A 22,370-nucleotide genomic window follows, 5' to 3' on the forward strand; every position below is an offset into this window, starting at 1 on the left:
AAGCGTCAACGCCTAGTCACCCATCGGTGCGGAAAGCTGACACTGCCGAAGCCGGGTTGGGCGGTAACCGGTCGGTTGTCGAGCAAGCCGGGCATGACATCGAACACGGCGGCGGTCTCGACCTGGTCTTCGACCACTCTGTCGTCCGCCACTAGCGCCACATCAATCCTGTAGCGCCCTGGTCTCAGCATAAGGCTCTCTACATGCACCGTGTAGACTTCGCCCTGACGATCATGCTCGGAGTGCTCCATCGTGTCGAATGACGTCACAGGATCGCCGAGGTCGTCAATAATGGTAATAAGGCATTGTGCAAGTTCGCGCGGCCCATCGACCTGAAGCCGAAAAACCGCCGGCTGCCCCGACGCGACGGGACCCGTTTTGTTGAAAACCTCGATGCCGACGACACGCAGGCGGCCTCGCCCGGTGCGCGTCGTTCGTGTACTCAGATCGGTGCTCGCTCGCGCTTCCAGTGTCTGCAGATAATTCCGGACCAGGTCGCCCGTCGGGCCGTCGGCCAGGATCGTCCCGCCGTCGATAAAAATCGCGCGGTTGCAAAGCCGCTGCAGAACCGACATCTGGTGGCTAGCGATCAGCACTGTGCGGCCCGTTTCGGCGACGCTTTCGGCCTTGGCAATGCATTTCTTCTGGAATGCGGCATCGCCGACGGCCAATATCTCATCGATCACCAGAATATCGGGATCGACATGCGCGGCAACCGCGAAGGCCAAGCGTAAGTACATGCCGCTTGAGTAACGCTTAACAGGCGTGTCGAGAAACGGCTCGATGCCGGAGAAATCGACGATTTCATCGAGCTTGGATCTGATCTCGGCGCGGCGCATGCCGAGTATCGCTCCGTTGAGATAGATGTTCTCGCGGCCGGTCAGCTCCGCGTGGAACCCCGTGCCGACCTCCAGCAAAGCTCCCAGCCGTCCGCGTATCGTCGCGCGACCGGAAGTCGGCTCCACAATCTGCGCCAATATCTTGAGAATGGTGCTCTTTCCCGCGCCGTTGGGTCCGATCACGGCAAGGACTTCGCCCGCGCGCACCTGGAAGGAGACGTTCCTCAGGGCCCAGAATTGATCGTCTCCACCGTTGCGTCGACCCAAAGCGGACTTCCTGTGAAGGATTCGCCTTGCGCCGCTGGCCAGCGCGTCCCGCAAGGTAGGGAAGCTATTGTTCGCCACCCCCAGTCTGTAGGCCTTGGAGAGATTGGTGGCTTCAATCACTGTGTCGGTCATTGCTCAGATCAGGTCCGGAAACGCGCGTTCGGACTTTGAGAAAATAGCCAGTCCGGCAACGAGAAGGGCCAGCGAGGAGAGAGTCGATATCGAGATCATGACCCAATCGGCGGGCGTGCCCAGTACGCTCCAGCGCATGGCTTCGACTATCCCCACCATAGGGTTCAGGCTGTAGAGCGGGCGCCAAAAGTGCGGCACGAGATTGCCCGGGTAGACAACCGGAGTCATGAACAGAACTATCTGAAGGCTGAACGGCACGAGATATCCCACATCGCGAAAGCGGACATTGATCGCAGATAGTGCCACTCCCAGCCCCGTCGCCGACGCAGCCATGACGAGCACGAACAGTGGCAGGAAGATCACCTGCGGTGCCGGCCAGATTCCGAATGCCAGCAGCGCCGCGAACAAAAGAGTGAGGCCGACGATCATATCGGTCAGGCACGTGGCCATAGCGGATATGGGAATGATCAGACGCGGAAAATAGACGCGCTTCACAAGTTCCTGGTTGCCGACAAGGCTGCCCGTCATGCTGCCAACCGCTCGCGAAAAAAAATTCCACGGCACGAGCCCACACAGGACAAACAGCGGGTATGGCGCTCCGTTTGATGAGATGCCCACGAGTCGGCCAAACAAGACGCTGAAGACCGACATGGCAACGAGCGGCTGCAGCATTGCCCAGAGCACACCCAGATAAGTCTGGCGGTATTTGACCTTGAAGTCGCGCCAGGCCAGGAAGAACACAACTTCCCGATATCGCCAAAGTTCGGAAAGGTCGATCAGCCGCCGCTTGCGGGACGGATCGATCACTGTCTCAACAGCTAAAGGTTGCGGGTCTGTCCGTACCGACACTATGATGGCGTCCGCCCTCCCTTGACGGCCCCATTGAGGCCTACATTTCCGCGCAGTGCAATCAGGACTTTCTCCGAAGTCTATTCTCGGGGAACGCTCGAATGCCTGGACTATTTTTTCAGCCTCCGCCAGCCGGCTCTGCGAGAATAGCCACCGCGGTGATTCCGGATCAGAAACAGGAGCCCTAAGACCCCTGCGCCGAAACTGCCGAGGCAAAACGCCCAGCGCCACGCGTCGAGCCCAAATGGCTGGAGCGGCGCAAGCCAGCGGGCGATGAAGATGTAGCAGTGGGGGCCAAGGGCGGCGGTGGTGCTGACGAGAAGGATCAGCATGCCACGGCGTCTGGGCGGCAGGATTTCCGTCAGGTAGGAAATGACCAGAGGTGGAAGGCCCCAAGAGCGATGCCCGAATGCCACGCAGCACTGTAAAGGATTGGATGTCTCGGCTAAACGCGGCAAGGAGCGAGACCACAGTGAGGAACAGCAACACGCCAGAGAGCACCAACTTTCGCCCGTAACGATCGGCGACCCATCCCGTGGGGCCCCAATGAACATCGAGGACAGTAGCCAGGAGAGTTGCGCCGGATCAACCGGATTGGGTGGCTCGGAGAATACTGCGGAAGGGGCGCTGTCGATGCGATTTCCGCGACATCGAAGCAGAAGGCGTCGGCACAAACGATAAGCACCAGGAGGTGTAATCTCGTCAAGTCAGGCCGAGGTTTGGTGCAGCCCGCCATGGTCGAACGCACACAAGATCGCTTTGTCATCTCACAACCGGCGCTGTGCCGCCGCCACCTCATAGCTCGTCTCGCCCGCTTCAAGGCGTGCCATCGCCCGCTGCCGCAGATCTACCGAATAGGCTTCGCCATCAGTCACGACCTCCACGGCCGGGACATCGAATTTGATTTGCTCAATCTTGGGAATCTGGATTCAGCCAAAACGCGAACCGCTCTAGCCTAGGAGTCTAGGCTACGTGCGCCTCCGATAGCAGATGACCTCTTCGATAGTGGGTCTCGCGATGTAGCGCTCTCCGCTAGCACCTAATCAATCAAGATCAAGCAGTTGCGTGAGCAACCGCTACCACCAGCCACACTCTGGGTAGACGTCGACGCGCGTCGGAGAGTTTTCGTTAGTCGGCGGTGGCACGCGCCGGCGGGATTGTCTTGATGCGACGCGGGATCTATTTCGCGAGCCAGCCACCGTCAAAGCGTCAAACGGCAGGATCGCTCCATCACGTACGACGCTGCGCCCGCGCCCAGGTAGGACAAAGTCTATATATTTTAGTTACCGAGCAATCTTCAGCGCGGCCGATGGATAGCCGGAAAGTATCTGTGCGCGCCAAGCATCTTCTTCATTCGGAGCTGCTGTCAGCCTCTTATGAGTGACTCGACGAAACCGGCCAGCACAATCAGGACAAGACCTCCCAGCAGCCCTGCTATTCCGGCTCCGATTAACATGGTCGGCGTCAGGCCGTCGGCGTGGTGGCGGATGAGGCGCCCAACCCCCGGAATGCGCGCGGAGGGCCACACAAAGAGCAAGCCGCCGATGCCGCCAACAAGCAGCCGGCTGTCCTGCCAAGACAAAAACTTGGCACCCAGCGACCCAGGCCATTCCGACCGCGGCGCCGCAGACAAATTCTACAAACAGCAGTATGCTTGGGACCCCAGGCATGGCTAAGGGAGCTCCACCATAGAATCCTACGTCGCTGGGTCTGCGGACGCTCCGAGTGAGCGCATCGCGCAGAGCCTGTTCCCACAACGCGCCGAGTTGTTGCACGCAAGCATTTCGATATATCCGGAGATCGTAGTGCATGAAGGAGACGAGCCAAATGTCGTCGGCGACTTCGGTGATTCCGAGCCTCTGGCCGGCGAGCACGGTGGAGATGTTGATCTTCTTCTCTTCTTCCTGTGCATGCAGCTGCGCAGATGCCGCCGCAGGGCGGCGCTCCTCCTCCCTGTGTCTCGCCGCCGCCACGTCATTGCCAGGCAGCCGAAGGCAACGGCCCGTGGCCAATTCAGTGGTCCGCGTCCGATCCCACGGCTGATCTCGCAACGCGGTCGGCCTTTCCGCGAGCATAGCTAGGCATCTTGACGGCAATGATGGAGAGAATACCGATGATTATGCCGGCGATTACATCTATTAAATGATGACCGCCTTCAGGCAGAGTGGCCACAATCATGGCGGCATTCACCATGGCCAACACGACAAAAAGTGGCCGGATGGTCCGCGCGGCATAGACCAATGCCAATCCAAGTGCCGTGTGGAACGACGGGAACGTGACGAGCCCTGTGCCTTTAGTCATAATTAGATCAAACGGCTCGCCTGATCGCAGCGCCATAAGCACATGATGGTGCCACATTCCGGCATCAGTGGTGAAGTTCGAAAATAGCCCGCGCGCCGGCTTGAAATAGGCATAAGCGCCTTCAGCTGGCGCCAACGCCATCAGTGCGCCCGTGAAGACCGAGGCAACCGCTAGAAGAGCCACAAACTCCAGTGCTCGTTCTCGTTGGTTTCTCACCGCGTGGACTAACAAAACGAGCGGCATTTGAAACGCCAGCACATGATAAGCAAAAACCAGGACGGATGCTGTAGTCGGCTGGTTGGTCGTGGCCAGAAACCACCGCCAGTCGAAACCGAGGCAGGAATCGATAGAAGCTAGAACCGGGTCTGCCAGCGGCCTTGAGGTGGCCGACGCCAGGTACATGAAGACGGTGGTTGAAATGGCGAGCGGTATGAATGCAACTGCGGAAACGACCAGGATTCTCAAGCAGCCACAAAGATGTTTGATTATGCTGGCGATTGGGCTTGTATCAGATCTCAATCTATGGAGGGCAATTGCCGATGCCATCCAAGATGCGCTGAGGACAAGGGCCACCTTGCCTATGTCAACCCAGTTCCTCGGTGAAAAATCGACTGTAGAAAATGGCAACCAAAAAATGTCAATCAGCCCGAAAAGAGCTGTGACCAAGGCAATAGTTACTAAGTGATTTCGAGTTTCAACACCTCCGTCAGCCAATGAAGCATTCCTAACGCCGCCGTGTAAGATCACCAGGCATGCCCTTACATCTGTACACTGCAGGTCAGCATGGGGCACAGTCACTGCCATCGGCACAATGAGGATAAAGACGGAATGAGCATTGGCGTGGTCTGCCCATAGGCTTCGTATTCGGGGAACACCGCTCGCAAGACCCTCTCCTCGTTCACGAGCCGCCGATATTGGAAAGCCAGGGCAATCGCGCAGATTGCGACGGTCGCCCATGTCGCGTTGCCGAGAAGAACGCCGAGCAGGACGATCGCTTCGCAGACGTAGAGCGGGTGACGCACGATCTGGTAAGGCCCTGCCGTGACGAGCCGCCTGGCCTGCGCGGTGATGCTGAAGGATCTGCCAAGCCAGAACAGGCACAAGATGCAAAGAGCGAAACCAACTATGGTGGTCAGGTCCGCAACAAACTCGATCTGCGGAGCTGCCTGGATGCGAGGGACCGCGATCAAAGTTGCGGTGGCAAAGCATCCGATGAGCGCAGAGATTCGGGGTTCAATTCCGTGCGCTGTTCCCAGGGGCGGAAGACGCGCCACTGTCATCACAACGACGAGCACGAGAAAGCCGAGAGCGGCGACATCTGCGGTGAGATCGATAATCCACGCCACAGTCCATTCTGCGCCGGCAAGAGCTACCAAGAACGTTGCGGCCTTCAAAGTCGCGCAGAACGTGAAGTAGAGTGTCATCGTTGCACGCCCGGCGAAATCACGTATCTCTGGCGGAGGGAGCTTCATTGATTCTGCCCTTCGGAATCACTGGATAGGCGAGTTGCTCGACGTAAGTTGATGGAATCGGATCATCGACGCCATAGCGCTCCGGGACAGCGTTACCGGGCAGGTACATCGTTCCGAAGAGCGCATCGATCAATGAAAGTTGACCTGCGAAGTTCTTGTCATATGCCGCGCGCTCGTGAGCGTGATGCCAATGATGGAACTGGGGTGACGCGATCAACCACCGAAGCGGGCCGATATTCAGCCTGACGTTGGCGTGCAGCAGAAGTCCGTGGACGTGAAAAATTATTGCAAACAGGGCGATCGCCGGGCTGCTGAAACCCAGCAGATATACAGGCACGAGCGACGCGCTCTTTGTCAGAGCCTGGTCAACAGGATGAACCCTGTGCGCCGCCAACCAGTCCAGTTCTTCAATGCTGTGATGAATCGAATGGAAGCGCCACAAAAAGGGAACGGCGTGAAAGGTGCGGTGGGCCAGGTAAAAGCCAACGTCCGCAATGACAATGATCTCTGATACCTGGAGCCAAACAGGTTGCGATGATACTGCGCTGCCGACATAGGCCGGCACCAGCCGCCCCACCGTACTCGTTGCTACCGTGATAGCCGCGATCAGGCCAAGGCTTATCGGGATGCCATTAAACAGCGCATAGACGAGATCATTGAAGAAGGCTTTCCTAAATATCTTCTGATGGGGGCGCAGAGCGAACAGGTATTCGATCGGAACGAAGATCAGAACCGCAATTAAGAGCGCTTTGATATTCAGAATGTCCATACGGCGTCCCGCCGGCAAGACGCAATCCAAGCACTTCGCCAATTTGAGCGCAAGCTAATGATCTCTCACAGGTTGATTGAAAGTTAGTTTGCGCGCCAAACATGTCAGACTGAGAGCCCGCCTAGAACCGTGCGTTGCCATAGATCTGAAGCCCTAGCGTGCAGATAGCGGCGATCGAGATCGGCACACCGAAAGGGACGACGCCTTTGCGATCCAGATGCTGAACGTAGAGGCGGAAGGCGCCTTCGGGCAGCATCAAGGGGTTCTTCACGACTAACGCGGTCGCAAGCGCGAAGACCAGCAACAGCACGGAAAACACCAGGAGCCCGCTGCCGCCGATCAGAAACGAAATCACCGCCATCAGCTTGACATCGCCGGCGCCGACCTTGCGGATGGCCCAGAACGGGAAAAGCGCAACGAACAGCAGAAGGCCGGCAAGCGCGCTCAGGCCCATGTCCCACCACGACCCGGTGAGGATCGACACAAACTGCAGCGAACCCACCCCAAGGCACAAAAGCAGCAGCACGTCGCGGTTAGATATTTTTTGGGTGGTGAAGTCGAGCCATGCAACCCTTGCCAGCAAAGAAACCGCCAGCCCTTTCATCAGCAGCGCTCCGGCAAGCAACATGCTAGCGCCTTACCGTTCGAGGTTCTTCACGCTGGATGACAGGAGTCGCAAATTGTTGGCGACGGTCGGATCGTTGGGAGCCAGTTCGTACGCTTTAAGGAAATTGCTGCGCGCGTCCTGCAGCTTGCCGCGCAGCAGATAGGAATAGCCGACGTTATTGTAATATTCGGGCGTAGGCCCAATCAGCCGGAAGGCCTGGCCATAAGCCCTGTCGGCGAGATCGAAGCGGTGGATGCGGTCGCTGCAGGCGGCGAGGCCCAGCCATGCGACACCATCGTTGGGGGCAAGTTGCGTTGCCTTGTAGAACAGGGCGCCCGCATTGCCATAATTTTCCGAGCGGAACTGGTTCTTGGCTTCGGCAACGGCTTGGTCGGAGGCATAATATTCGACGTCGCTGACCGTCTTCAGTCCGTCGAAGGTATCGCCGAAGGCAGTAAGCTCCACTTTCGCCGGCTCGTTAGTGCGGACGACTCCCGTTGGATCCGTCGCATTCGACTGACATCCGGAAAGCACGACTACCAGCAAACTGGCAGCGGCAACGAGGCACATTGGCCTTTTCATTTTATCCCCCAGGGATCTTTCCGATCCCGTCCCCTGACCAAAGCACATCCCGGTCTAGAAGAAAATGCCCTTCATTCGAATGATCACTGGAAGCATCACAACCATCATCACAACAGGAAAGATGCATAGCCCCAGTGGTATCATCATCTTGACAGGCAAAGCGTTGGCGCGTTCCTCGGCGAAGAGAATTCTTTGTCCCCGCATTTCGTCGCTGTAGACGCGCAAGGCGTCCGTCAAACTGGTGCCGAGCTCTTCGGATTGACGGAACAGCACAGCCAGCGCGCGCGCCTCCTCCAGTCCAACGCGGTCGGATAGTTCGCGCAGGGCCTCGCGCAACGGCTTGCCCGCGCGCAACTGAAGATTCATGATCGCGAGTTGGATACCGAGCCATCTGTGGGTGCCAGCCAGTTCGCTGCCGACACGCTCGACAGCCGCCTCGAGGCTCATGCCGGCATCGGCGCAGGTGATCATCATGTCCATGAAATCCGGAAAGCCGCGACGATAAATCTGCTTTTGTCCCTTTTCGAATCGATCGAGAGCAATGCTCGGAATGACGATGCATCCCAGCCCAAGCAGGGCAGAGCCTGCAAAGGTGACAAGACCGGGAAGTCCGGGTGGCAATATCCGCGACAGGAGCGCAAACGTCACGGAAAAGCCAAGACAGACCGCACCAAGACGCGACAGAGTATAGATCATTGGCGCGCTTGACTGATAGAAGCCGGCGCGAAAGAGCTTTGCGTCCAGCGCGCTGGGCTGGTCGCGTTCTTTTTCGATCGATCTGAAATAGGCGTCGACCGGCCGCTGTGCTGAAATCTTGGCCAGTTCTTCCTGGCCCAAAAGCGAGCGGCGGTTGGGAATGCCCTCTGCCAGCAGGCTTTGCGCAACCAGTTTCCTCGTCTGCAGCGCCGGCAAGACGACGAGCGCGCCCACCAGAAACAGCGCTACGGCCGCCAGGAAGACGGCGATGGACACCAGAAGGCTCAGATCCTGGGTCACAACTTCTATAGCTCCGATCGCTCAAAAATCGAAATTGACCATACGGTACATGATGAAGTCGCCGAGCAGCGCCCAGAACCCGAAAACCAAGAATACAGGCATGATCAAGGGGCTGCCCCATACATCACCGTAGTAGCTGGGGGCTAGGCCCGTGAGGATGGCGAGCATCAAAAGAGGAAACAGGGAAATGATCCACGCGGACATTCGCCCCTCGGCAGAGAGCGCCCTAATCTTCAACCTGAGTTTCTGCCTTTCGCGCAGCACCACTGAGAGATTCGACAGAATTTCGGTAAGGTTGCCGCCGGTCTTGGCCTGAATCGACAGCGACACCGACAGCAAATGCAGACCTTCGAAACCGACGCGCTGCGAGAGTTTTCGCACCGCGTTTTCAAGGCTGAGGCCAAAGGTGATCTCGTCGGAAACAATGCCGAATTCGGTGCCCAGCGGATCAGGCATTTCTCGTGCGACAAGGCTTATAGCCACGGAAGTCGGATGACCGGCACGCAGCGAACGCACGATCATCTCAAGGGCATCCGGCAATTGCTTCGCGAATTTCTGGATTCGCCTGGCGCGCGCGCGGCGGAGAACCAGAAACGGCAGGAGGAATACGATGAGCAGAAAGATGATAAACGAAAACACGGCGGAGAAGTGCAGCAGGAACGCAAATACCAGTGCCAGGGCCAGTCCACCGAGAGCAAATGTCGCGACGAACGACAGCGGATTTCCGGTAACGCCGGATTGCGTGTACAGCCTGTTCAGGCCGACCGCATTGAAAAGAAAGTCGCCCGAGCTGGTAAGCCCACGTTCTTGCAGCAATCGCTGCAAGGTCTGTTCGGCCGGAGCGTCGTCGGCGAGCCGCTTCAGTCGACGGTTGATCGTGCTGACCGTTGAGCGCCGCTTGGAGTAAGTCACATACAGAGCCTCGGCCGCGAGGATGAGCGAGGCAGCCGCCAGTACATAGATGAAGTAGAGCAATGTCTGGCCGGTCAACATTAGAGCGGGACCTGTGGGTTGAACGCGTCCCTGGCGAACTGATGGCCAAGGGTCGCCGCTTCCTGGGCAAAGCGCGGACGAATGCCGGTCGCCCGAAATTCACCAACGATCTGGCCCTCGGCAGTCACATCGCGGCGGACGAAATGGTAAAGTTCCTGAACCTGTACGACATTGCCTTCCATACCGGTGAGTTCTGATATGGAAACAACCCGCCTTCCACCATCGGAAAGCCGTTGCGTCTGCACAATGATGTCGATGGCCGAGGCAATCTGAGCCCGTATTGAATCGTGGCTCATCGGCATGCCGGCCATACCGACCATCTGTTCCAATCGCGATATCGCATCTCGGGGCGTGTTGGCATGAATGGTGGTCATTGAACCTTCATGGCCGGTGTTCATAGCCTGCAGCATGTCGAAGGCTTCCTCGCCTCGCACCTCACCGACGATGATGCGGTCCGGCCGCATGCGAAGCGCATTTTTTAGCAATTCGCGCTGGCGAACTTCGCCCTTTCCCTCAACATTGGGCGGACGCGTCTCGAGACGGCCCACATGCGGCTGCTGCAGTTGCAGTTCCGCTGCGTCCTCGATGGTGATCAGGCGCTCCCTGGCTGGGATGTAGCTCGACAGGGCATTGAGCAGGGTCGTCTTGCCGCTGCCTGTGCCGCCCGAAACCAGGATCGACTTGCGGGCCTGCACGGCAATGCGCAACAGGTCGACCATCGGTTGCCGGATCGAATTAAACGCCATCAGACGTTCGAGCGAATAGGGGTTCTTGGAGAACTTGCGAATCGAGACCAGCGGGCCATCCACCGAGATCGGCCGCACAGCTATATTGACTCGCGACCCATCTTCCAGCCGCGCATCGACCATTGGCGCCGATTCATCGACGCGCCGGCCGATAGCCGAGACGATCTTGTTGATGACACGTAGCAGATGGGCTTCATCGCGAAAGCGGATCGCCGTCTCCTCTATGACTCCCCGCCGCTCGATGAAGACTCGCTTGTGGGTGTTGATCAGAATATCGGAAATCGAATCATCCTTGAGCAAAGGCTCGATCGGACCCAGCCCGAGCATCTCGTCAGCGGTGTCGCTGGTCAATTGGTCAAGTTCGCGGGCGTTAAGCGGCACGTTGCGAGCACGAACGAATTCCCGCACTATGGGGCGGATCTCGTTCAGGATTTCCTCCTTGGACGCACTTTCAAGGGCCGTCAGGTTGAAGCGATCAATCAAGTGGCGGTGGAGCTCGACCTTGAGCGTAAGGAAATCATCCCCCGGCGATTCGAATTCCGCAGAACGGGACAGTACGGGGACTGCCGGCACGATCGGATCAAGCTTCGGCTCGACCCGCGGCTCGCTTGGCCCTTTCGTGAATCGGCCCAGCATTTTGCGCTACCCCTTTGGACACGCCTTGGGGGGAATACCCCGCAAGACGGCAGGCACCGAGCACGTTCTCGAACTCAATACTTCTGCATATTTAACATCCAGGTCGAAAAAACATCTCATCTATTCGAACGAGGCGTCCGGCCGTAAATATACAAGGGCCTGCCAAAACATCGCCCTGCCTCTTTTTGGCCACGATGGCCCTTACGGGCTCTGGCAAGCCCTTGGATATAATGGCATATGCCTATCTGCTAATATCGCCTCGCTTCTGCCACAGACGCGGCGAAATTGTTAACGGATGGTTAAAGACTGGCGAAAAGCAGGCAGAATCAACGTCTTGCTGCAGAGAGACCTCGAAACGATATTACCATTTCAGGCATAGCACAGGTATAAATAAGTTAAAGAACCATTAACATATTTGACTCTGCTTTTTATCGGCCCCTAGGATTAGGTCGACGGAGGATGCTCAGGTATGCGATTTCATCCTTGGCTCGTCTCGTCAGGGTTTGAACCTCCAAAGGGAGAAATTGGCATGAAAAAGCTCATGACGATGACCCGGCAGTTCCGCGACGACGAACACGGCGCTGCCATGGTCGAATATACCATCCTGCTCGGCATCATCACCGTGGCGGTGATCGCCACGATCATTCTTGTCGGTGGCTGGGTCAGCACCCAATGGACGGGGCTTTACGCGTTATTGCCGTGATAGCTTAGTCCTATCATCGACGCCGGGGAGGTCCCCGGCGGCGATCCAGGTGGTGGGTGAACGGAGTCTGGCGGGAAAAGAAAGTGCGTGCAAACACTGGCATCATGATCGTTCTCGCCGGCGTATTCGGCGTGCTCGCAGTGGTTCTCGCCAATATCTGGCTGACCAGCCAACGCAGCGCTATGGCGAAGACGGACGTACCGCGCGATACCGTCGTGGTGGCGGCCGTATCTTTGAAATTCGGCGACACGCTGTCGGCCGACAAGCTGCGTGAAATCACATGGCCGGCGGGCGCGGTTCCGGCCGGGGCTTTCAAGACGACAAAAGATCTACTCGCTGGCGAAGGCACAAAGCAGGCGCTGCAGGCGATCGGCGCCAATGAACCCGTTCTTGCCACCAAGATTACCGGCCCCGGCCAGCGCGCCACGCTTTCGGCGGTGCTCGGCGAAGGCATGAAAGCTGTTTCCATCAGAGTCAACGATGTGCTCGGCGTCGCAGGATTCGTTTTCCCAGGTGATCGGGTCGATGTGCTCCTGACGCGCACCGTGCGCAACCCTGGAGATGCAGACCAGAGTTTCGTCGACGTGCTGTTGCAGAGCATGAAGGTGCTCGCCGTCGACCAGGTCGCCGATGAAAGCACCGACAGCCCGACGGTGGTGAAATCGGTGACTGTCGAGGCTAGCACCAAGGACGCCCAGAAGCTGACGCTGGCCGCCGGCGCCGGCCAGTTGTCGCTCGCGCTTCGCCAGGCAGCCGCCGGCAAGGACGAGATCACCCAACGCATCACGCTTTCCGACCTGACCGGCGAAACGCCGGCCGATGTCGCAGCCAGGCAGGCCGAACTCGCCAGGCAGGCGACGGCCGATGCTGCTGCGGCAGCCGAGCGCAAGCGCGCGGACGACAAGATCAATGGCCTGACTCGGGCCGTCGAACAGGTCGGAAACCGGCTCGACGACTTGAGCAAAGCAAAGCCTGCTCCGGCCGTGACCTCGGCACCCGAAGCGCAAGAGGTCGTTAAGGAAGTGATCAAATATGTGCAGCCGGAGCCGTCAGCCCGTGCGACCGTCGGCGTTTTTCGGGGCGTGAAGCTCGAAAAATATGACGTACCGCGACAAAGATAACTCTGGTATGTTGAGATAAAGAGCGTCCGAAGAGCCGCCAAAGGGGGGAATGTAGATGCGAACGGTCCGGGAAACACTGGCAGCCGCCGCGCTGGCCTGTTCGGTGATATTACTGCCGATCGGCCTTGAGGCTACGGCAGCCGATCGCCGTATCGACGTGTCGAACCCCAAGGTCCATCGTGTCTTCCTGCCCATGTCGCAATCGCTGACGATTGAGGTGAATGCCACTCTTGGCGATATCGTCGTCGCCGACGAGAAGATCGCAGATGCCCAGCCGATGACGGACAAGACGCTCTACGTCATTGCCAAGGGCGCCGGTACCACAACCGTCAATCTCTTTTCCGAGGACAAGCGCTCGCTTGGCGTAATCCAGATCGAGGTCGGCGTCGACGTCAACGATATGGCGCAGGCAATTCGGCAGGTAGCGCCCAGATCGCGGATCGATATCGGCTCGGTCAATGGCAAGGTCCGGCTCGGCGGGCATGTGAAAGACGGCGCGACGCTGGCGTCGATCCTGGAAGTGGCCCAGCAATACGGTCCCGACGCGATTATCAATGCCGTTACCGTTGATGACAGCCAGCAAGTGAATCTGGAAGTGCGCGTGCTCGAGGCCAAGCGCAATGCCGGTCGCGACCTTGGTGTGTCGATCAGGAGCACGAACAACAGCGGAACGACCCGAACTGGAACGGGCATTGCCGCCGTCGATGAAGATAACGTTGTGCTCGGACCGGGCGGTCTGCTCACTGGCCTGCTCTCGAACACCAATCCGTTCGCGGCGCTGATCACTCGCGTCATCGACAGCAACATCAAGGTCGATCTGATCATCGAGGCGCTTGAGGCAAAGGGTGTCGTGCGCATGTTGGCCGAGCCCAATCTCACCACGCTTTCCGGCGAGCCGGCCAGCTTCAACGCCGGCGGTGAAGTACCCATCCGCAGCCTCGACAGCGACGGGCAGATCAACATTGTGTACAAGCAGTTCGGCGTGAATCTGCAGTTCACGCCGATCGTGCTCAACGACGACAAGATCCATATCAAGCTAGCGCCGGAGGTAAGCGACCTGAACGGCTTCACGCCGGCTGGCGACCCGATCTTCACCACCCGCAAGCTGGCGACCGTCGTCGAGTTGCGCGACGGCCAGAGTTTCGCCGTCGGCGGGCTCTTGTCCAGCAAGAATACCAAAATCCAGAGGCAGGTGCCATGGCTGGGCCAAGTGCCGATCGTCGGCGCGCTGTTCCACAATTCAAGCAATCAGAAGGAAGAGACCGAACTGGTTGTCATCGTCACCCCGCATATCGTGCGCCCGGCGAAACCCGGCGAGCAACTGGCGACCCCATTCGACAAGACACGGCCGGCCAACGACCCGGAGTTTTTCGTGCTCGGCCAACTGGAAGTAACCAAGGACATGGTGCGCAAATATGAACTGGGCGAAGGCGTCGTCGGCCCCTATGGCCACATGCTGGACCTGAAATCCAAGGACAAGATGATCTATGTCAAGAAATAGGGTGTTGATCATGCTTTTGTGTGCCAGCGGGCTGGCGGGCTGCGCCGACTATCTAAACCGCTACGACACGGTGACACTGGCCGCAGGCGACACCCAGAAATACAATTCGCTTCTGCAGACGGTCGATCCGCTCAATCCGGCGTCAAAAAAGACCGCCATTGAAGGGGATGGCGCGCGCGCTGCTGCTCTTGCCCAGAGTTACAAGTTTCCACCGCCACCACCGCCGCCGCCGGCCATCACGGTCAATGTCGGGACGCCGAAAGACACGGCGGATTGAACAGAAGGATCAGCGCGTCAGGTAAACAAGGAATCCTGGCGTCGAGCAAAAGAGCAAGGCCATGCTGCGTATTATTCGCGCGTTCTGGCACGATCAGAGGGGAATAGCGCTGATACTGGTCAGCGTCATGCTGCCGGCGATCATCGGATTTTCTCTGCTGGTGATCGACATGAGCCGGCTCAACAATCTGCATAACGATCTGCAGAAGGGTGCTGATGCGTTTGCCCTGGCAGGCGCGGCTGAGCTGGACGGGACGTCGGGCTCTATCAGCCGTGCTGATAGGGCGATCGCTACGCTGGTACGCAATCGATACACCTTCTCGACCGCCGGCCCTCCTCAAACGCTCGCTTCCGCCGGAGTAACACGCCGATATCTTCGCTCATTGCCGGCCACCGACAATCTCCCGATTGTGCCGGCCAATGTGATCACCGACGAGCTGAATGACGCCAAACTTGCCCGTTTTGTTGAAGTCACTGTAACCCCGGTCGGGTTTGCTGCAATCTTCCCGGCTTCCTTCTTGTCATCCAGCGCCAGCAACAATTTCAATGTCGGCGCAGTCGCTGTGGCGGGCTTCACTTCCGGCGTGTGCGATTTCACGCCGGTCTTTATGTGCAACCCTTACGAGACGGTGGACGGGACGAATGCAGCGGGCGGATTCACACTTGAGCAGGCCGTCTCCAACCCGGCTGTACATCGTCGACTGATCGAACTGAGGAAGGTCGGAAATGGGGCTGCCGCTGGCCCTGGTAACTTCGGCTTCCTCGAACCTCCGGCCGGTGTGGGGAACGGTGCTCAAGCCCTCGCTCAGACGATTGCAACATCAAGGCCGATTGGTTGCTACAGTTCCGCCAACGTTAGCACGAAAACTGGCCAGAACGCCGGCCCAGTGCAAGACGCCTTCAATGTTCGTTTCGGCATTGCAGCCAGCGGCAACCATTTCAATAGTGCTGAATACGGTCCAGCCGCGAACGTCCGCAAAGGGGCAATCAAGACCCGAGGAAGCGCAAACCAATGTCCTTCCATGAACCAACTTTCATTCACCCAAGCTGGAACAATGGGCCTTCCACGCGACGCGACCACTCCATACCTCGGCGGCCGAATGGGCGATGGAAATTGGAATTTCTCTGGTTACTGGAGCACCAACTTTGGTTCCGCTGGCTACCCATCTTCATGGAATACGACCAAGCCGACGCGCTATCAGGTCTACCGTTACGAGATATCAGCCGGGTTGGTAGGCATGGCGTCGACTGGTGGCGAGATCGGAACCCCGTCGGCAACTTGCCAACCCCCTGTCACGACGGTTGACCGTCGGTTGATTTACGGTGCGATCCTGAACTGCAATGCACTCCACGCTGCCGGCAGCGATCTGTCCGGCCACAGCACGGATCTGCCGGTGGAAGCTTTTGGAAGCTTTTTACTGACTGAACCGGTTGCGTCGCCATCGGAAGACGCATCCGTGATGGTTGAATTGGTAGACGTTACTGGGGGTGGCGGCCAGGGCACGCTAGACAATTTCCTCCGCGACGAAGCTCAGCTTTACCGGTGATGGCGATGATTGGAATGCTATTGCGTCATCTCGATAGATTTCGATGCGATCAACGCGGTGCAGTGCTCATCGAAATGACGTTGATCACGCCGCTGATGCTGATTTTGGCGGGTGGCGTGTTCGAGTTCGGCAATCTGATTCACGAAAAACTCTTGATGGAGGCCGGACTTTCAGATGCAAGCCGCTTCGCCGCGCGCTGCAACAGCCAATTGTATACACAAGCCGGGCTTGCGGCGATCAACTGCGCCGACATCGCTGCAAACATCGCTGTGTTCGGCAATGCCGCGGGAACAGGCAGTGCACGCGTCAGCGGCTGGCAGAAATCGAATGTGACGGTGACAATCGCCGCCTCCGGTTCCTGCCATGACGCTGTGGTTGCCGGCGTCGCGCAATATCGATCAACCACCGCGCAGGTCTGTATCGTCAGGGCTGCGGGTACCTTGGCGTACGGCGGGGTCGGCATGCTATCGATAATCGGCATCGGCCCGATTACGTTGAACGGCTCTCACGAGGAGCGGCTGATCCGGTTCTGACCATGTTCAAACGTTTTGCGGATTCGGACGACGGCGCGGCGATGGTCGAAATGACCATCGTTTCGACGCTGCTGTTTGCCCTTGTCCTCGGTTTCATCGATTTCGGTCACGCCTTCTACCAATGGAACGCTGCTACCAAGGCGGTCCAACTCGGCGCCCGGCTGGCCTCGATTTCAGACCCAATTGCGACGGCCCTTGCAACTGCGGCGCCGACAACGACACCGGGTGCGCCAGTCGTTGCCGCGGCATATGGCCCCTTCGTCTGCAGATATACTGCTGGCACAGGAGCTTGCACCAACGGCGGCACATTCAATGCCGCCAACTTCAGCCGTATCTTCCGCGGGGACACGGCAAACACCAACGATGATGCCTGTCCCCCACTCGCAGCAAATCAACGGCCCGGGATGTGCCATTTCTTTCCGCGCTTGCGCCGCGATAACGTGGTGGTCACCTACAGCGCCACTGGCTTGAGCTATCAGACCCGGCTGGGCGGACCGGTGCCAACAATCACCGTAAGTCTTCAAAACGTGACCTTTCAGTTCTTCTTTCTGCAAGGGCTGATGGGCTTCGCGAACCTCACCATGCCCTCCATGCTAAGCACGGTTACGGGCGAAGACCTGAAGAGCACATCACCATGAACGCCATCAACACGAAGGTTCTCCCAACCAAACGAAAGCAGGTCGCCCTGTTCTCGTCTGATTCGCAGTTCAAGCAAGACGTGGCGACGCGGCTCGATGCGCTGGCGATTTATGACGTCCGGATTTCCGAAACGGATGATTTTCTCAAAGGCCCGACCCCCGACACGCGGCCGGGCATCGTAATCCTCGACCTTGCCAATGGCGAGCTGCTTGGCAAGCCTGGCATTGTCGAAGGGCGCGCCCTGTGGGCGGCCGTGCCGCTGATTGCGGTTTCCGACGATCTGACCTCTGAACAGACGCGCATCCTGGTGCGAATGAACGCCTCGGACTGGCTGCACAAACCACTTGATGCCAAGGAGCTTCTGAACGCGGTCACCTTCCACGACACCGGCAACCAGGGCACCAAGAGCCGCATCATCACCTTTATCGGCGCTAGCGGCGGCGCCGGCGCCACGACGCTCGCTTTGTCAGCGGCGGAGTTCCTGGCCTCGAAATCCACCGAACGTGCAGCTTCGACCTGCCTCGTCGACCTCGATTTCCAAAGCGCCAATTGTGGCGCCTATCTCAACCTCTTCAACCAGTTCGACCTTGCCGGCATCATCGGCCAGCCGGAACGGCTCGATGTCGAACTGATGGATGTCATCAAGCTCTCGCGCCCGTCCGGCCTGACGCTGTACGCCTTCGAAAGGCCGCAACTGCCATTCGAGCCGCAGGGCGCAGATTTCGTGTTCCGGCTGCTGGACCTCGTCGCCTATCGCTTCGATGACATCGTCATCGACCTGCCCAACATCGAAACTCCCTGGCAGAATCCTGTGCTTTCCACGAGCGACGCGATCTTCATCGTGTTCGAGCTCAACGTCGCCTCGCTGCGGCAGGGCAAGCGGCTCTACAAGAAGATCCGCGATTTGCGCGGCAATTCGGTGAACATCACGCTGGTCGCCAACAAGCACAAGAGCAAATGGTTCGGCAATCACTTTTCGCGCGGCGAACTCGAAAAGATATTCAAGGCACCGCACATCAAATCGGTTGCCTTGGACAATACGCTGCTGACCGATGCGCTGAACCGAGCCATCATGCCTTCCGAAGTGGACGGGCGGGCACGCTTCAACAAGGATCTGAAGCGGATGTTCAAAGAGCGGCTCGATGACACTGTCCGGTAGATATCGCTTCGTTCCAACGCTTGCGGGCGCCTGCATCATAGGCCTGGCATTGGCGGCATCGTCCTGGGACTGCGCCCATGCCCGATCCGGGCTATCGGACCAGCCGCCGCTGCCAGCCATGGGCCCCAGCCTGCGCAAGTTTGTTTTTTTCCAAACCGCGGAACAGCCGGGCACGATCATTATCCGCAAGCAGGAGAAGGCGCTCTATCTTGTGACCCGAGAGGGTGAGGCGCTGCGCTATCAAATCAGCGTCGGGCGTGACGGATTTGGCTGGACCGGCACCGTGGAAGTGGGGGCGAAAACCGAATGGCCGGAATGGCGACCACCGAGAGAAATGCGCGCGCGCCAGCCGGAGCTGCCGAAGATGGTGCCGGCCGGTCCCTACAATCCGCTCGGCGCACGGGCTCTCTACTTATCCCGAGACGGGCACGACACGCTTTATCGCATACACGGCACCAACGACCCTTCAGGCGTTGGCTTCGACGGCACATCGGGATGCTTTCGTCTTACCAACACCGATGTGATCGATCTTTTCAGGCGCGTCTCGGTCGGTGCAAAGGTGGTGGTCCAATGACGATGATTAGCGACCCGGACATGCCGGCGATCGACATTGGGCCGGCGACCCAAGCTATAGAGCAAGTTGTCGCTGGGAAACCGAGCAATGCCAGGATGATCGGGGTTGTTGCTGCAGGCACCTTGCTGATCACAGCCGCAAATTTAATAGCCGCGGTCTATCTCTTCCGCGGCATCAACGATCTGCGCTCTGTCGAAGGGAGGCTGGAACAGCTCGGATCGTTCGAGCAACGGATTGCGGCCCGGCTCGACATGGTCAATAACGGCTTTCAAAGCCGGTTCGAAAAACTGGACAATCAACTGCAGGGTAGCTTCAGCCAGATCAACGGCAGCATTGCTCGGATAGAACAGAACTTGCCGCTGGTCAACGACGACGTTTCTACCGTGGCGGAGCCTTTTGTTGAGACGACCAGCGCCACGGCGGAGCCGGTCAGCGATCTCGATAGTGAAGAAGCGACCGAACGCAGTATCGTCGAAGCACCACGCCCGCCCAAAAGGAGGATCGCAGCAGCGGTGCCCCCTGCCCCAAGCTCCTCCTACCGGCGCATAGAGCAGCCTGACGGCAAGGTCTATTACCGCAAGATCGATTAGAAGCGGGGTAAGGGGGCGTGGAGAATGCTTGCCAGAGAAGATCGTCCGCCGCTTTGCGCGTCGGCGTCCATATTCGTTCTGGGAGCGCTTTTCGTCGTTTTTGTCGGGTGGACGTCGGTGCCTTCGTCCAGCCTGGTGCTCGTGGCTGACATCGTGCCAACCCACGAAACCTTGCTGATCGAAGTGTGGGTCTCGCTACGCGATGTCGTCTATTCGTCCCGCGAGGCGCTGATAAAGGTCACCGCTTACGACTTCTCGATCTTCGGCGGCATCGAAGGCAAGGTCTCTAGCATGATCGCCGACAGTTTGGTCGATCAGAAAAACGGGGGAGCCTTTTACCAAGTTCGTGTCGCGGCGGACAAATCGACGCTCGCGAGGAATGACGAGACTTATTCAACCATCCCGGGCATAATGTGCTCAGTAGACATCAAGACGCAAGGCGATTCTGAGTTACCTTTTAAAGCCGATCAACAAGGCGAGTCAGGAGACCATGAGTGAGCGCTAGCGCCACCTCTCCTCCCATCAATCGTGATCGGCTGCTTCTAACGATCACAAAAGAGGATTTCGGGCTGGAATTCCGGGTCGTCGCGCGTGGCGGCATACGCCGCGGCATTCGTCTGGAAAAGGCTTTCTGGATATCTCTGAAGCAGATGGCTGAAAGTAGGAAATGCACAATCGGCATGCTGATCGAGGAGATCGCCGACAGCCCGACCAAGACTGGTAACCTGACATCGGCGATTCGGGTGGCTTGCATACACGGGCTGGCGGATGAAAACATGGCCCTGCGGAAGCTTGCATCGATCAGGACGATCAATGCCATATTGCTTGCCTGCCCCTCGCCCGCTTTTGCCTTGGCGTCATCGAAGAAGATCCTGACTTTCAATGCTTCGTTCCAGCAATTCGTCAAGCGTCAGTTGCCGATCGGACCAAACAATGATGCACGACTAGATCTCAAGCTGGCGCTGGATCTCCCTGTCGCCGACATTTTTGCCCAACTCGACGCCAACGGCGAAGTACCGATCGCCAGCGGCTTTGTAATCGGGGCCGGCGAACGCCGGTACCGAGGTCAATTGAATGTAGTACGGGCGCCCGTACCCGAACCGGAATTGCTGATGGCGTTCGTCAACAGCTAGAACTGCGGCCTCCAGTGAGCGAGGCTCAATCCGGGCTGAAGATCCTTCGTGTCATTTAGCGCGAATAGGAACTGTCTGCGAGACTTCGATTAGGCCCGACCGCTATTGCCAGCCGACGGCCCGCGCCGTTTGGCGGGAGCGGCACCATCACCAATCAACCGGATTCATTACAATGAAGGGCGACAACCTCGAAGAGAGAGGGCAAGACGACGTATTGGCGCCAGAGAAGGCTTGGCGAGCAGAAAAACGGGATTGGATCCGAACTGGGCTGATCGTCGCGCAAATCCGCGCGGAAAAGCTGCGGCAAGCTCCAAGAAGAAATTTCGCAGGATCGAACACATGTGTTGGCTGGAAAATAGAAAGCTTATCCGCTCCGCGAAAATCATTGCCGAGGCTGAGCATGCCGAACGTAGCGAAAAGACAGCAAGATTGAGATCGCTTCGGATGGCAGCTCAGAGTGACCTGAAGGCTCCGTTCCTTGAGGAACTCGATTGCTCTCTAGTTGTTGCCGCACTGACTCAAGGCGAATTATCGGCTAAACTTCCTGACGGATCGCATTGGCGGGGCCGAGCAAGGGCAACAGGCAAAAACCAGTATTCCTCCGCGCCCGCCAATTCGAATTAGCGAGTGTTGCCTCGTCCGATGACTCAGAAGGCGATCTTGACACCCGGCCTGCCACTGACAGTGGAACTGTCTTGAGACCACTTGCCGCAATTTCACTGCTGAGCGTGGTCGATTGAGCGTTGAACCCAGACGACATTGCGACGAGAAGTCTGCGTCTTCAAACTCACTCTCTCTGCTGTCAACGCTTGCCGTGTTGGAATAGCCGAAGCGCTCCTGGATTTCCGCTCGCGCAAATGGGCTGATCACCTGATCACCTGATCACCATACCGTCGCCGAAGAAAATCGGCGTAAATCCAGGTGGCTCTTTCGATACGAGACCTGAGCCCGTCAACAGCGCAGCCTTGGCAAGTTATTGGCTACCCTGCAGACGGACCATTGGGTCCCATTTCCATCAAGATGCCGCAGCTTTGATGTTCGCCGCACCTTGGGTTCGCACGCATACAAGTTCGGTCTCTATGCTGTTCTCGATTGGCTGCGGCGAAGCTTTGCGCGCGATGCTCCGTTACAGGAAACGGCTTGAACGCTCCCGCGCGGCTTGGGGCCGGCTCGCTTGGGCTGTTCTGTCTGGCGACAGCGGCTGTTTCACGCGAATTTTGCAAAAAAATGAACTGGTGCATTTGAAAAAGGAGCTCGTGCTGTAGGCACCGCAGCTATATCCCTCGATTGGGTGATTAGCCGCTGGCGGTCTCCCGACTGGAACCCCGAACACTTTGCGAATTGTTGGCGGATCCGACAGGACTCTGAGGCATAGCTAAGATCGCTTTAGCTCGCGCCCGAGCAT

At 58.1% G+C, this 22,370-nt stretch carries 25 protein-coding genes and 1 pseudogene; 14 read left to right on the forward strand and 12 right to left on the reverse strand.

What is annotated here, in order from left to right:
* Positions 1-5: 5 nt before the first annotated feature.
* The 3 genes from NKJ12_RS27230 to NKJ12_RS27240 all read right to left on the reverse strand — a co-directional run bounded on the left by NKJ12_RS27230 (position 6) and on the right by NKJ12_RS27240 (position 2,419).
* Positions 6-1,106 (reverse strand): ABC transporter ATP-binding protein, encoded by a 1,101-nt coding sequence (locus NKJ12_RS27230; protein WP_352706298.1) that lies wholly within the window; start codon positions 1,104-1,106, stop codon positions 6-8.
* 135 nt (positions 1,107-1,241) lie between these two features.
* Positions 1,242-2,045, reverse strand: a complete 804-nt coding sequence (locus tag NKJ12_RS27235) for an ABC transporter permease (RefSeq protein ID WP_352706301.1) — start codon at positions 2,043-2,045, stop codon at positions 1,242-1,244.
* 152 nt (positions 2,046-2,197) lie between these two features.
* Complete coding sequence (locus NKJ12_RS27240; protein WP_352706303.1) at positions 2,198-2,419, reverse strand: hypothetical protein; 222 nt, start codon at positions 2,417-2,419, stop codon at positions 2,198-2,200.
* 402 nt (positions 2,420-2,821) lie between these two features.
* Between NKJ12_RS27240 and NKJ12_RS27245 the strand changes: the two genes are divergently transcribed.
* Positions 2,822-3,046 (forward strand): hypothetical protein, encoded by a 225-nt coding sequence (locus NKJ12_RS27245; protein ID WP_352706304.1) that lies wholly within the window; start codon positions 2,822-2,824, stop codon positions 3,044-3,046.
* A gap of 837 nt (positions 3,047-3,883) precedes the next feature.
* On the opposite strand, the pseudogene NKJ12_RS32335 reads toward NKJ12_RS27245, so the two are convergent.
* The 9 genes and pseudogenes from NKJ12_RS32335 to NKJ12_RS27290 form a co-directional block, all read right to left on the reverse strand.
* Positions 3,884-3,982, reverse strand: a pseudogene (locus tag NKJ12_RS32335) (transposase); the annotation flags it as partial.
* Positions 3,983-4,100: 118 nt separating this feature from the next.
* Entirely contained in the window at positions 4,101-5,102 is a 1,002-nt protein-coding gene (locus NKJ12_RS27255) for a phosphatase PAP2 family protein (RefSeq protein ID WP_352706306.1), read from the reverse strand.
* Positions 5,103-5,182: 80 nt separating this feature from the next.
* Positions 5,183-5,812 carry a methyltransferase family protein gene (locus NKJ12_RS27260; protein ID WP_352706308.1) on the reverse strand — a complete coding sequence of 210 codons (630 nt, stop codon included), beginning with the start codon at positions 5,810-5,812 and terminating at the stop codon, positions 5,183-5,185.
* A gap of 19 nt (positions 5,813-5,831) precedes the next feature.
* Positions 5,832-6,629, reverse strand: coding sequence for a sterol desaturase family protein (locus NKJ12_RS27265; protein ID WP_352706310.1), 798 nt, complete (start codon positions 6,627-6,629; stop codon positions 5,832-5,834).
* Positions 6,630-6,750: 121 nt separating this feature from the next.
* Complete coding sequence (locus tag NKJ12_RS27270; protein ID WP_352706312.1) at positions 6,751-7,257, reverse strand: prepilin peptidase; 507 nt, start codon at positions 7,255-7,257, stop codon at positions 6,751-6,753.
* Between the two features lie 9 nt (positions 7,258-7,266).
* Positions 7,267-7,818 carry a tetratricopeptide repeat protein gene (locus NKJ12_RS27275; RefSeq protein WP_502896167.1) on the reverse strand — a complete coding sequence of 184 codons (552 nt, stop codon included), beginning with the start codon at positions 7,816-7,818 and terminating at the stop codon, positions 7,267-7,269.
* A gap of 54 nt (positions 7,819-7,872) precedes the next feature.
* Positions 7,873-8,814, reverse strand: coding sequence for a type II secretion system F family protein (locus tag NKJ12_RS27280; RefSeq protein ID WP_502899860.1), 942 nt, complete (start codon positions 8,812-8,814; stop codon positions 7,873-7,875).
* 21 nt (positions 8,815-8,835) lie between these two features.
* Positions 8,836-9,807 (reverse strand): type II secretion system F family protein, encoded by a 972-nt coding sequence (locus NKJ12_RS27285; RefSeq protein ID WP_352542681.1) that lies wholly within the window; start codon positions 9,805-9,807, stop codon positions 8,836-8,838.
* Positions 9,807-11,189: a TadA family conjugal transfer-associated ATPase gene (locus NKJ12_RS27290; RefSeq protein ID WP_352706318.1), complete on the reverse strand. Its 1,383-nt coding sequence runs from the start codon at positions 11,187-11,189 to the stop codon at positions 9,807-9,809. The genes NKJ12_RS27285 and NKJ12_RS27290 overlap by 1 nt, the downstream gene beginning before the upstream one ends.
* 529 nt (positions 11,190-11,718) lie before the next feature.
* Here NKJ12_RS27290 and NKJ12_RS27295 point away from each other — a divergent pair.
* From NKJ12_RS27295 to NKJ12_RS27355, 13 genes are all read left to right on the forward strand, one after another.
* Positions 11,719-11,892 (forward strand): Flp family type IVb pilin, encoded by a 174-nt coding sequence (locus NKJ12_RS27295; RefSeq protein WP_352472996.1) that lies wholly within the window; start codon positions 11,719-11,721, stop codon positions 11,890-11,892.
* Between the two features lie 83 nt (positions 11,893-11,975).
* Positions 11,976-13,013: a Flp pilus assembly protein CpaB gene (gene cpaB / locus NKJ12_RS27300; protein WP_352706320.1), complete on the forward strand. Its 1,038-nt coding sequence runs from the start codon at positions 11,976-11,978 to the stop codon at positions 13,011-13,013.
* Positions 13,014-13,068: 55 nt separating this feature from the next.
* Positions 13,069-14,514 carry a type II and III secretion system protein family protein gene (locus NKJ12_RS27305; RefSeq protein ID WP_352706322.1) on the forward strand — a complete coding sequence of 482 codons (1,446 nt, stop codon included), beginning with the start codon at positions 13,069-13,071 and terminating at the stop codon, positions 14,512-14,514.
* Between the two features lie 10 nt (positions 14,515-14,524).
* A complete protein-coding gene (locus NKJ12_RS27310) occupies positions 14,525-14,791 on the forward strand; it encodes a hypothetical protein (protein ID WP_352508001.1) in 267 nt (88 codons plus the stop codon).
* Between the two features lie 61 nt (positions 14,792-14,852).
* A complete protein-coding gene (locus tag NKJ12_RS27315) occupies positions 14,853-16,337 on the forward strand; it encodes a pilus assembly protein TadG-related protein (protein WP_352706324.1) in 1,485 nt (494 codons plus the stop codon).
* Between the two features lie 14 nt (positions 16,338-16,351).
* Positions 16,352-16,870 (forward strand): TadE/TadG family type IV pilus assembly protein, encoded by a 519-nt coding sequence (locus NKJ12_RS27320; RefSeq protein ID WP_352473017.1) that lies wholly within the window; start codon positions 16,352-16,354, stop codon positions 16,868-16,870.
* Between the two features lie 2 nt (positions 16,871-16,872).
* On the forward strand, positions 16,873-17,508 hold the full coding sequence (locus NKJ12_RS27325) for a TadE/TadG family type IV pilus assembly protein (protein ID WP_352473002.1): 636 nt from the start codon (positions 16,873-16,875) through the stop codon (positions 17,506-17,508).
* Positions 17,505-18,668, forward strand: a complete 1,164-nt coding sequence (locus NKJ12_RS27330) for a CpaE/TadZ family protein (protein WP_352706326.1) — start codon at positions 17,505-17,507, stop codon at positions 18,666-18,668. Before NKJ12_RS27325 ends, NKJ12_RS27330 begins: the two co-directional genes overlap by 4 nt.
* On the forward strand, positions 18,652-19,242 hold the full coding sequence (locus NKJ12_RS27335; protein WP_352706329.1) for a L,D-transpeptidase: 591 nt from the start codon (positions 18,652-18,654) through the stop codon (positions 19,240-19,242). The genes NKJ12_RS27330 and NKJ12_RS27335 overlap by 17 nt, the downstream gene beginning before the upstream one ends.
* Positions 19,239-19,832 (forward strand): hypothetical protein, encoded by a 594-nt coding sequence (locus tag NKJ12_RS27340; RefSeq protein WP_352706330.1) that lies wholly within the window; start codon positions 19,239-19,241, stop codon positions 19,830-19,832. The genes NKJ12_RS27335 and NKJ12_RS27340 overlap by 4 nt, the downstream gene beginning before the upstream one ends.
* Before the next feature lie 24 nt (positions 19,833-19,856).
* Positions 19,857-20,330 carry a beta-barrel domain-containing protein gene (locus NKJ12_RS27345; protein WP_352706332.1) on the forward strand — a complete coding sequence of 158 codons (474 nt, stop codon included), beginning with the start codon at positions 19,857-19,859 and terminating at the stop codon, positions 20,328-20,330.
* Complete coding sequence (locus NKJ12_RS27350) at positions 20,327-20,965, forward strand: ribbon-helix-helix domain-containing protein (protein ID WP_352542689.1); 639 nt, start codon at positions 20,327-20,329, stop codon at positions 20,963-20,965. Before NKJ12_RS27345 ends, NKJ12_RS27350 begins: the two co-directional genes overlap by 4 nt.
* A 231-nt stretch (positions 20,966-21,196) precedes the next feature.
* The gene (locus tag NKJ12_RS27355; RefSeq protein WP_352706334.1) at positions 21,197-21,589 is read left to right on the forward strand and encodes a hypothetical protein; all 393 of its coding nucleotides are present in this window, start codon (positions 21,197-21,199) and stop codon (positions 21,587-21,589) included.
* The last annotated feature ends 781 nt before the right edge of the window (positions 21,590-22,370 follow it).

Source organism: Mesorhizobium sp. M0195 (assembly GCF_040322115.1).
Taxonomy (GTDB): Bacteria; Pseudomonadota; Alphaproteobacteria; order Rhizobiales; family Rhizobiaceae; genus Mesorhizobium.

Excerpts from the sequence above, each read along its gene's own strand:
- NKJ12_RS27305 (WP_352706322.1), top strand. The coding sequence starts at position 13,069 with ATGCGAACGGTCCGGGAAACACTGGCAGCCGCCGCGCTGGCCTGTTCG.
- NKJ12_RS27240 (WP_352706303.1), bottom strand. The coding sequence starts at position 2,419 with ATGCTGATCCTTCTCGTCAGCACCACCGCCGCCCTTGGCCCCCACTGC.
- NKJ12_RS27325 (WP_352473002.1), top strand. The coding sequence starts at position 16,873 with ATGTTCAAACGTTTTGCGGATTCGGACGACGGCGCGGCGATGGTCGAA.
- NKJ12_RS27315 (WP_352706324.1), top strand. The coding sequence starts at position 14,853 with ATGCTGCGTATTATTCGCGCGTTCTGGCACGATCAGAGGGGAATAGCG.
- NKJ12_RS27310 (WP_352508001.1), top strand. The coding sequence starts at position 14,525 with ATGCTTTTGTGTGCCAGCGGGCTGGCGGGCTGCGCCGACTATCTAAAC.
- NKJ12_RS27260 (WP_352706308.1), bottom strand. The coding sequence starts at position 5,812 with ATGACACTCTACTTCACGTTCTGCGCGACTTTGAAGGCCGCAACGTTC.
- NKJ12_RS27335 (WP_352706329.1), top strand. The coding sequence starts at position 18,652 with ATGACACTGTCCGGTAGATATCGCTTCGTTCCAACGCTTGCGGGCGCC.
- NKJ12_RS27320 (WP_352473017.1), top strand. The coding sequence starts at position 16,352 with ATGCTATTGCGTCATCTCGATAGATTTCGATGCGATCAACGCGGTGCA.
- NKJ12_RS27290 (WP_352706318.1), bottom strand. The coding sequence starts at position 11,189 with ATGCTGGGCCGATTCACGAAAGGGCCAAGCGAGCCGCGGGTCGAGCCG.
- NKJ12_RS27275 (WP_502896167.1), bottom strand. The coding sequence starts at position 7,818 with ATGAAAAGGCCAATGTGCCTCGTTGCCGCTGCCAGTTTGCTGGTAGTC.
- NKJ12_RS27330 (WP_352706326.1), top strand. The coding sequence starts at position 17,505 with ATGAACGCCATCAACACGAAGGTTCTCCCAACCAAACGAAAGCAGGTC.
- NKJ12_RS27285 (WP_352542681.1), bottom strand. The coding sequence starts at position 9,807 with ATGTTGACCGGCCAGACATTGCTCTACTTCATCTATGTACTGGCGGCT.
- NKJ12_RS27340 (WP_352706330.1), top strand. The coding sequence starts at position 19,239 with ATGACGATGATTAGCGACCCGGACATGCCGGCGATCGACATTGGGCCG.
- NKJ12_RS27270 (WP_352706312.1), bottom strand. The coding sequence starts at position 7,257 with ATGTTGCTTGCCGGAGCGCTGCTGATGAAAGGGCTGGCGGTTTCTTTG.
- NKJ12_RS27295 (WP_352472996.1), top strand. The coding sequence starts at position 11,719 with ATGAAAAAGCTCATGACGATGACCCGGCAGTTCCGCGACGACGAACAC.
- NKJ12_RS27345 (WP_352706332.1), top strand. The coding sequence starts at position 19,857 with ATGCTTGCCAGAGAAGATCGTCCGCCGCTTTGCGCGTCGGCGTCCATA.
- NKJ12_RS27265 (WP_352706310.1), bottom strand. The coding sequence starts at position 6,629 with ATGGACATTCTGAATATCAAAGCGCTCTTAATTGCGGTTCTGATCTTC.
- NKJ12_RS27245 (WP_352706304.1), top strand. The coding sequence starts at position 2,822 with ATGGTCGAACGCACACAAGATCGCTTTGTCATCTCACAACCGGCGCTG.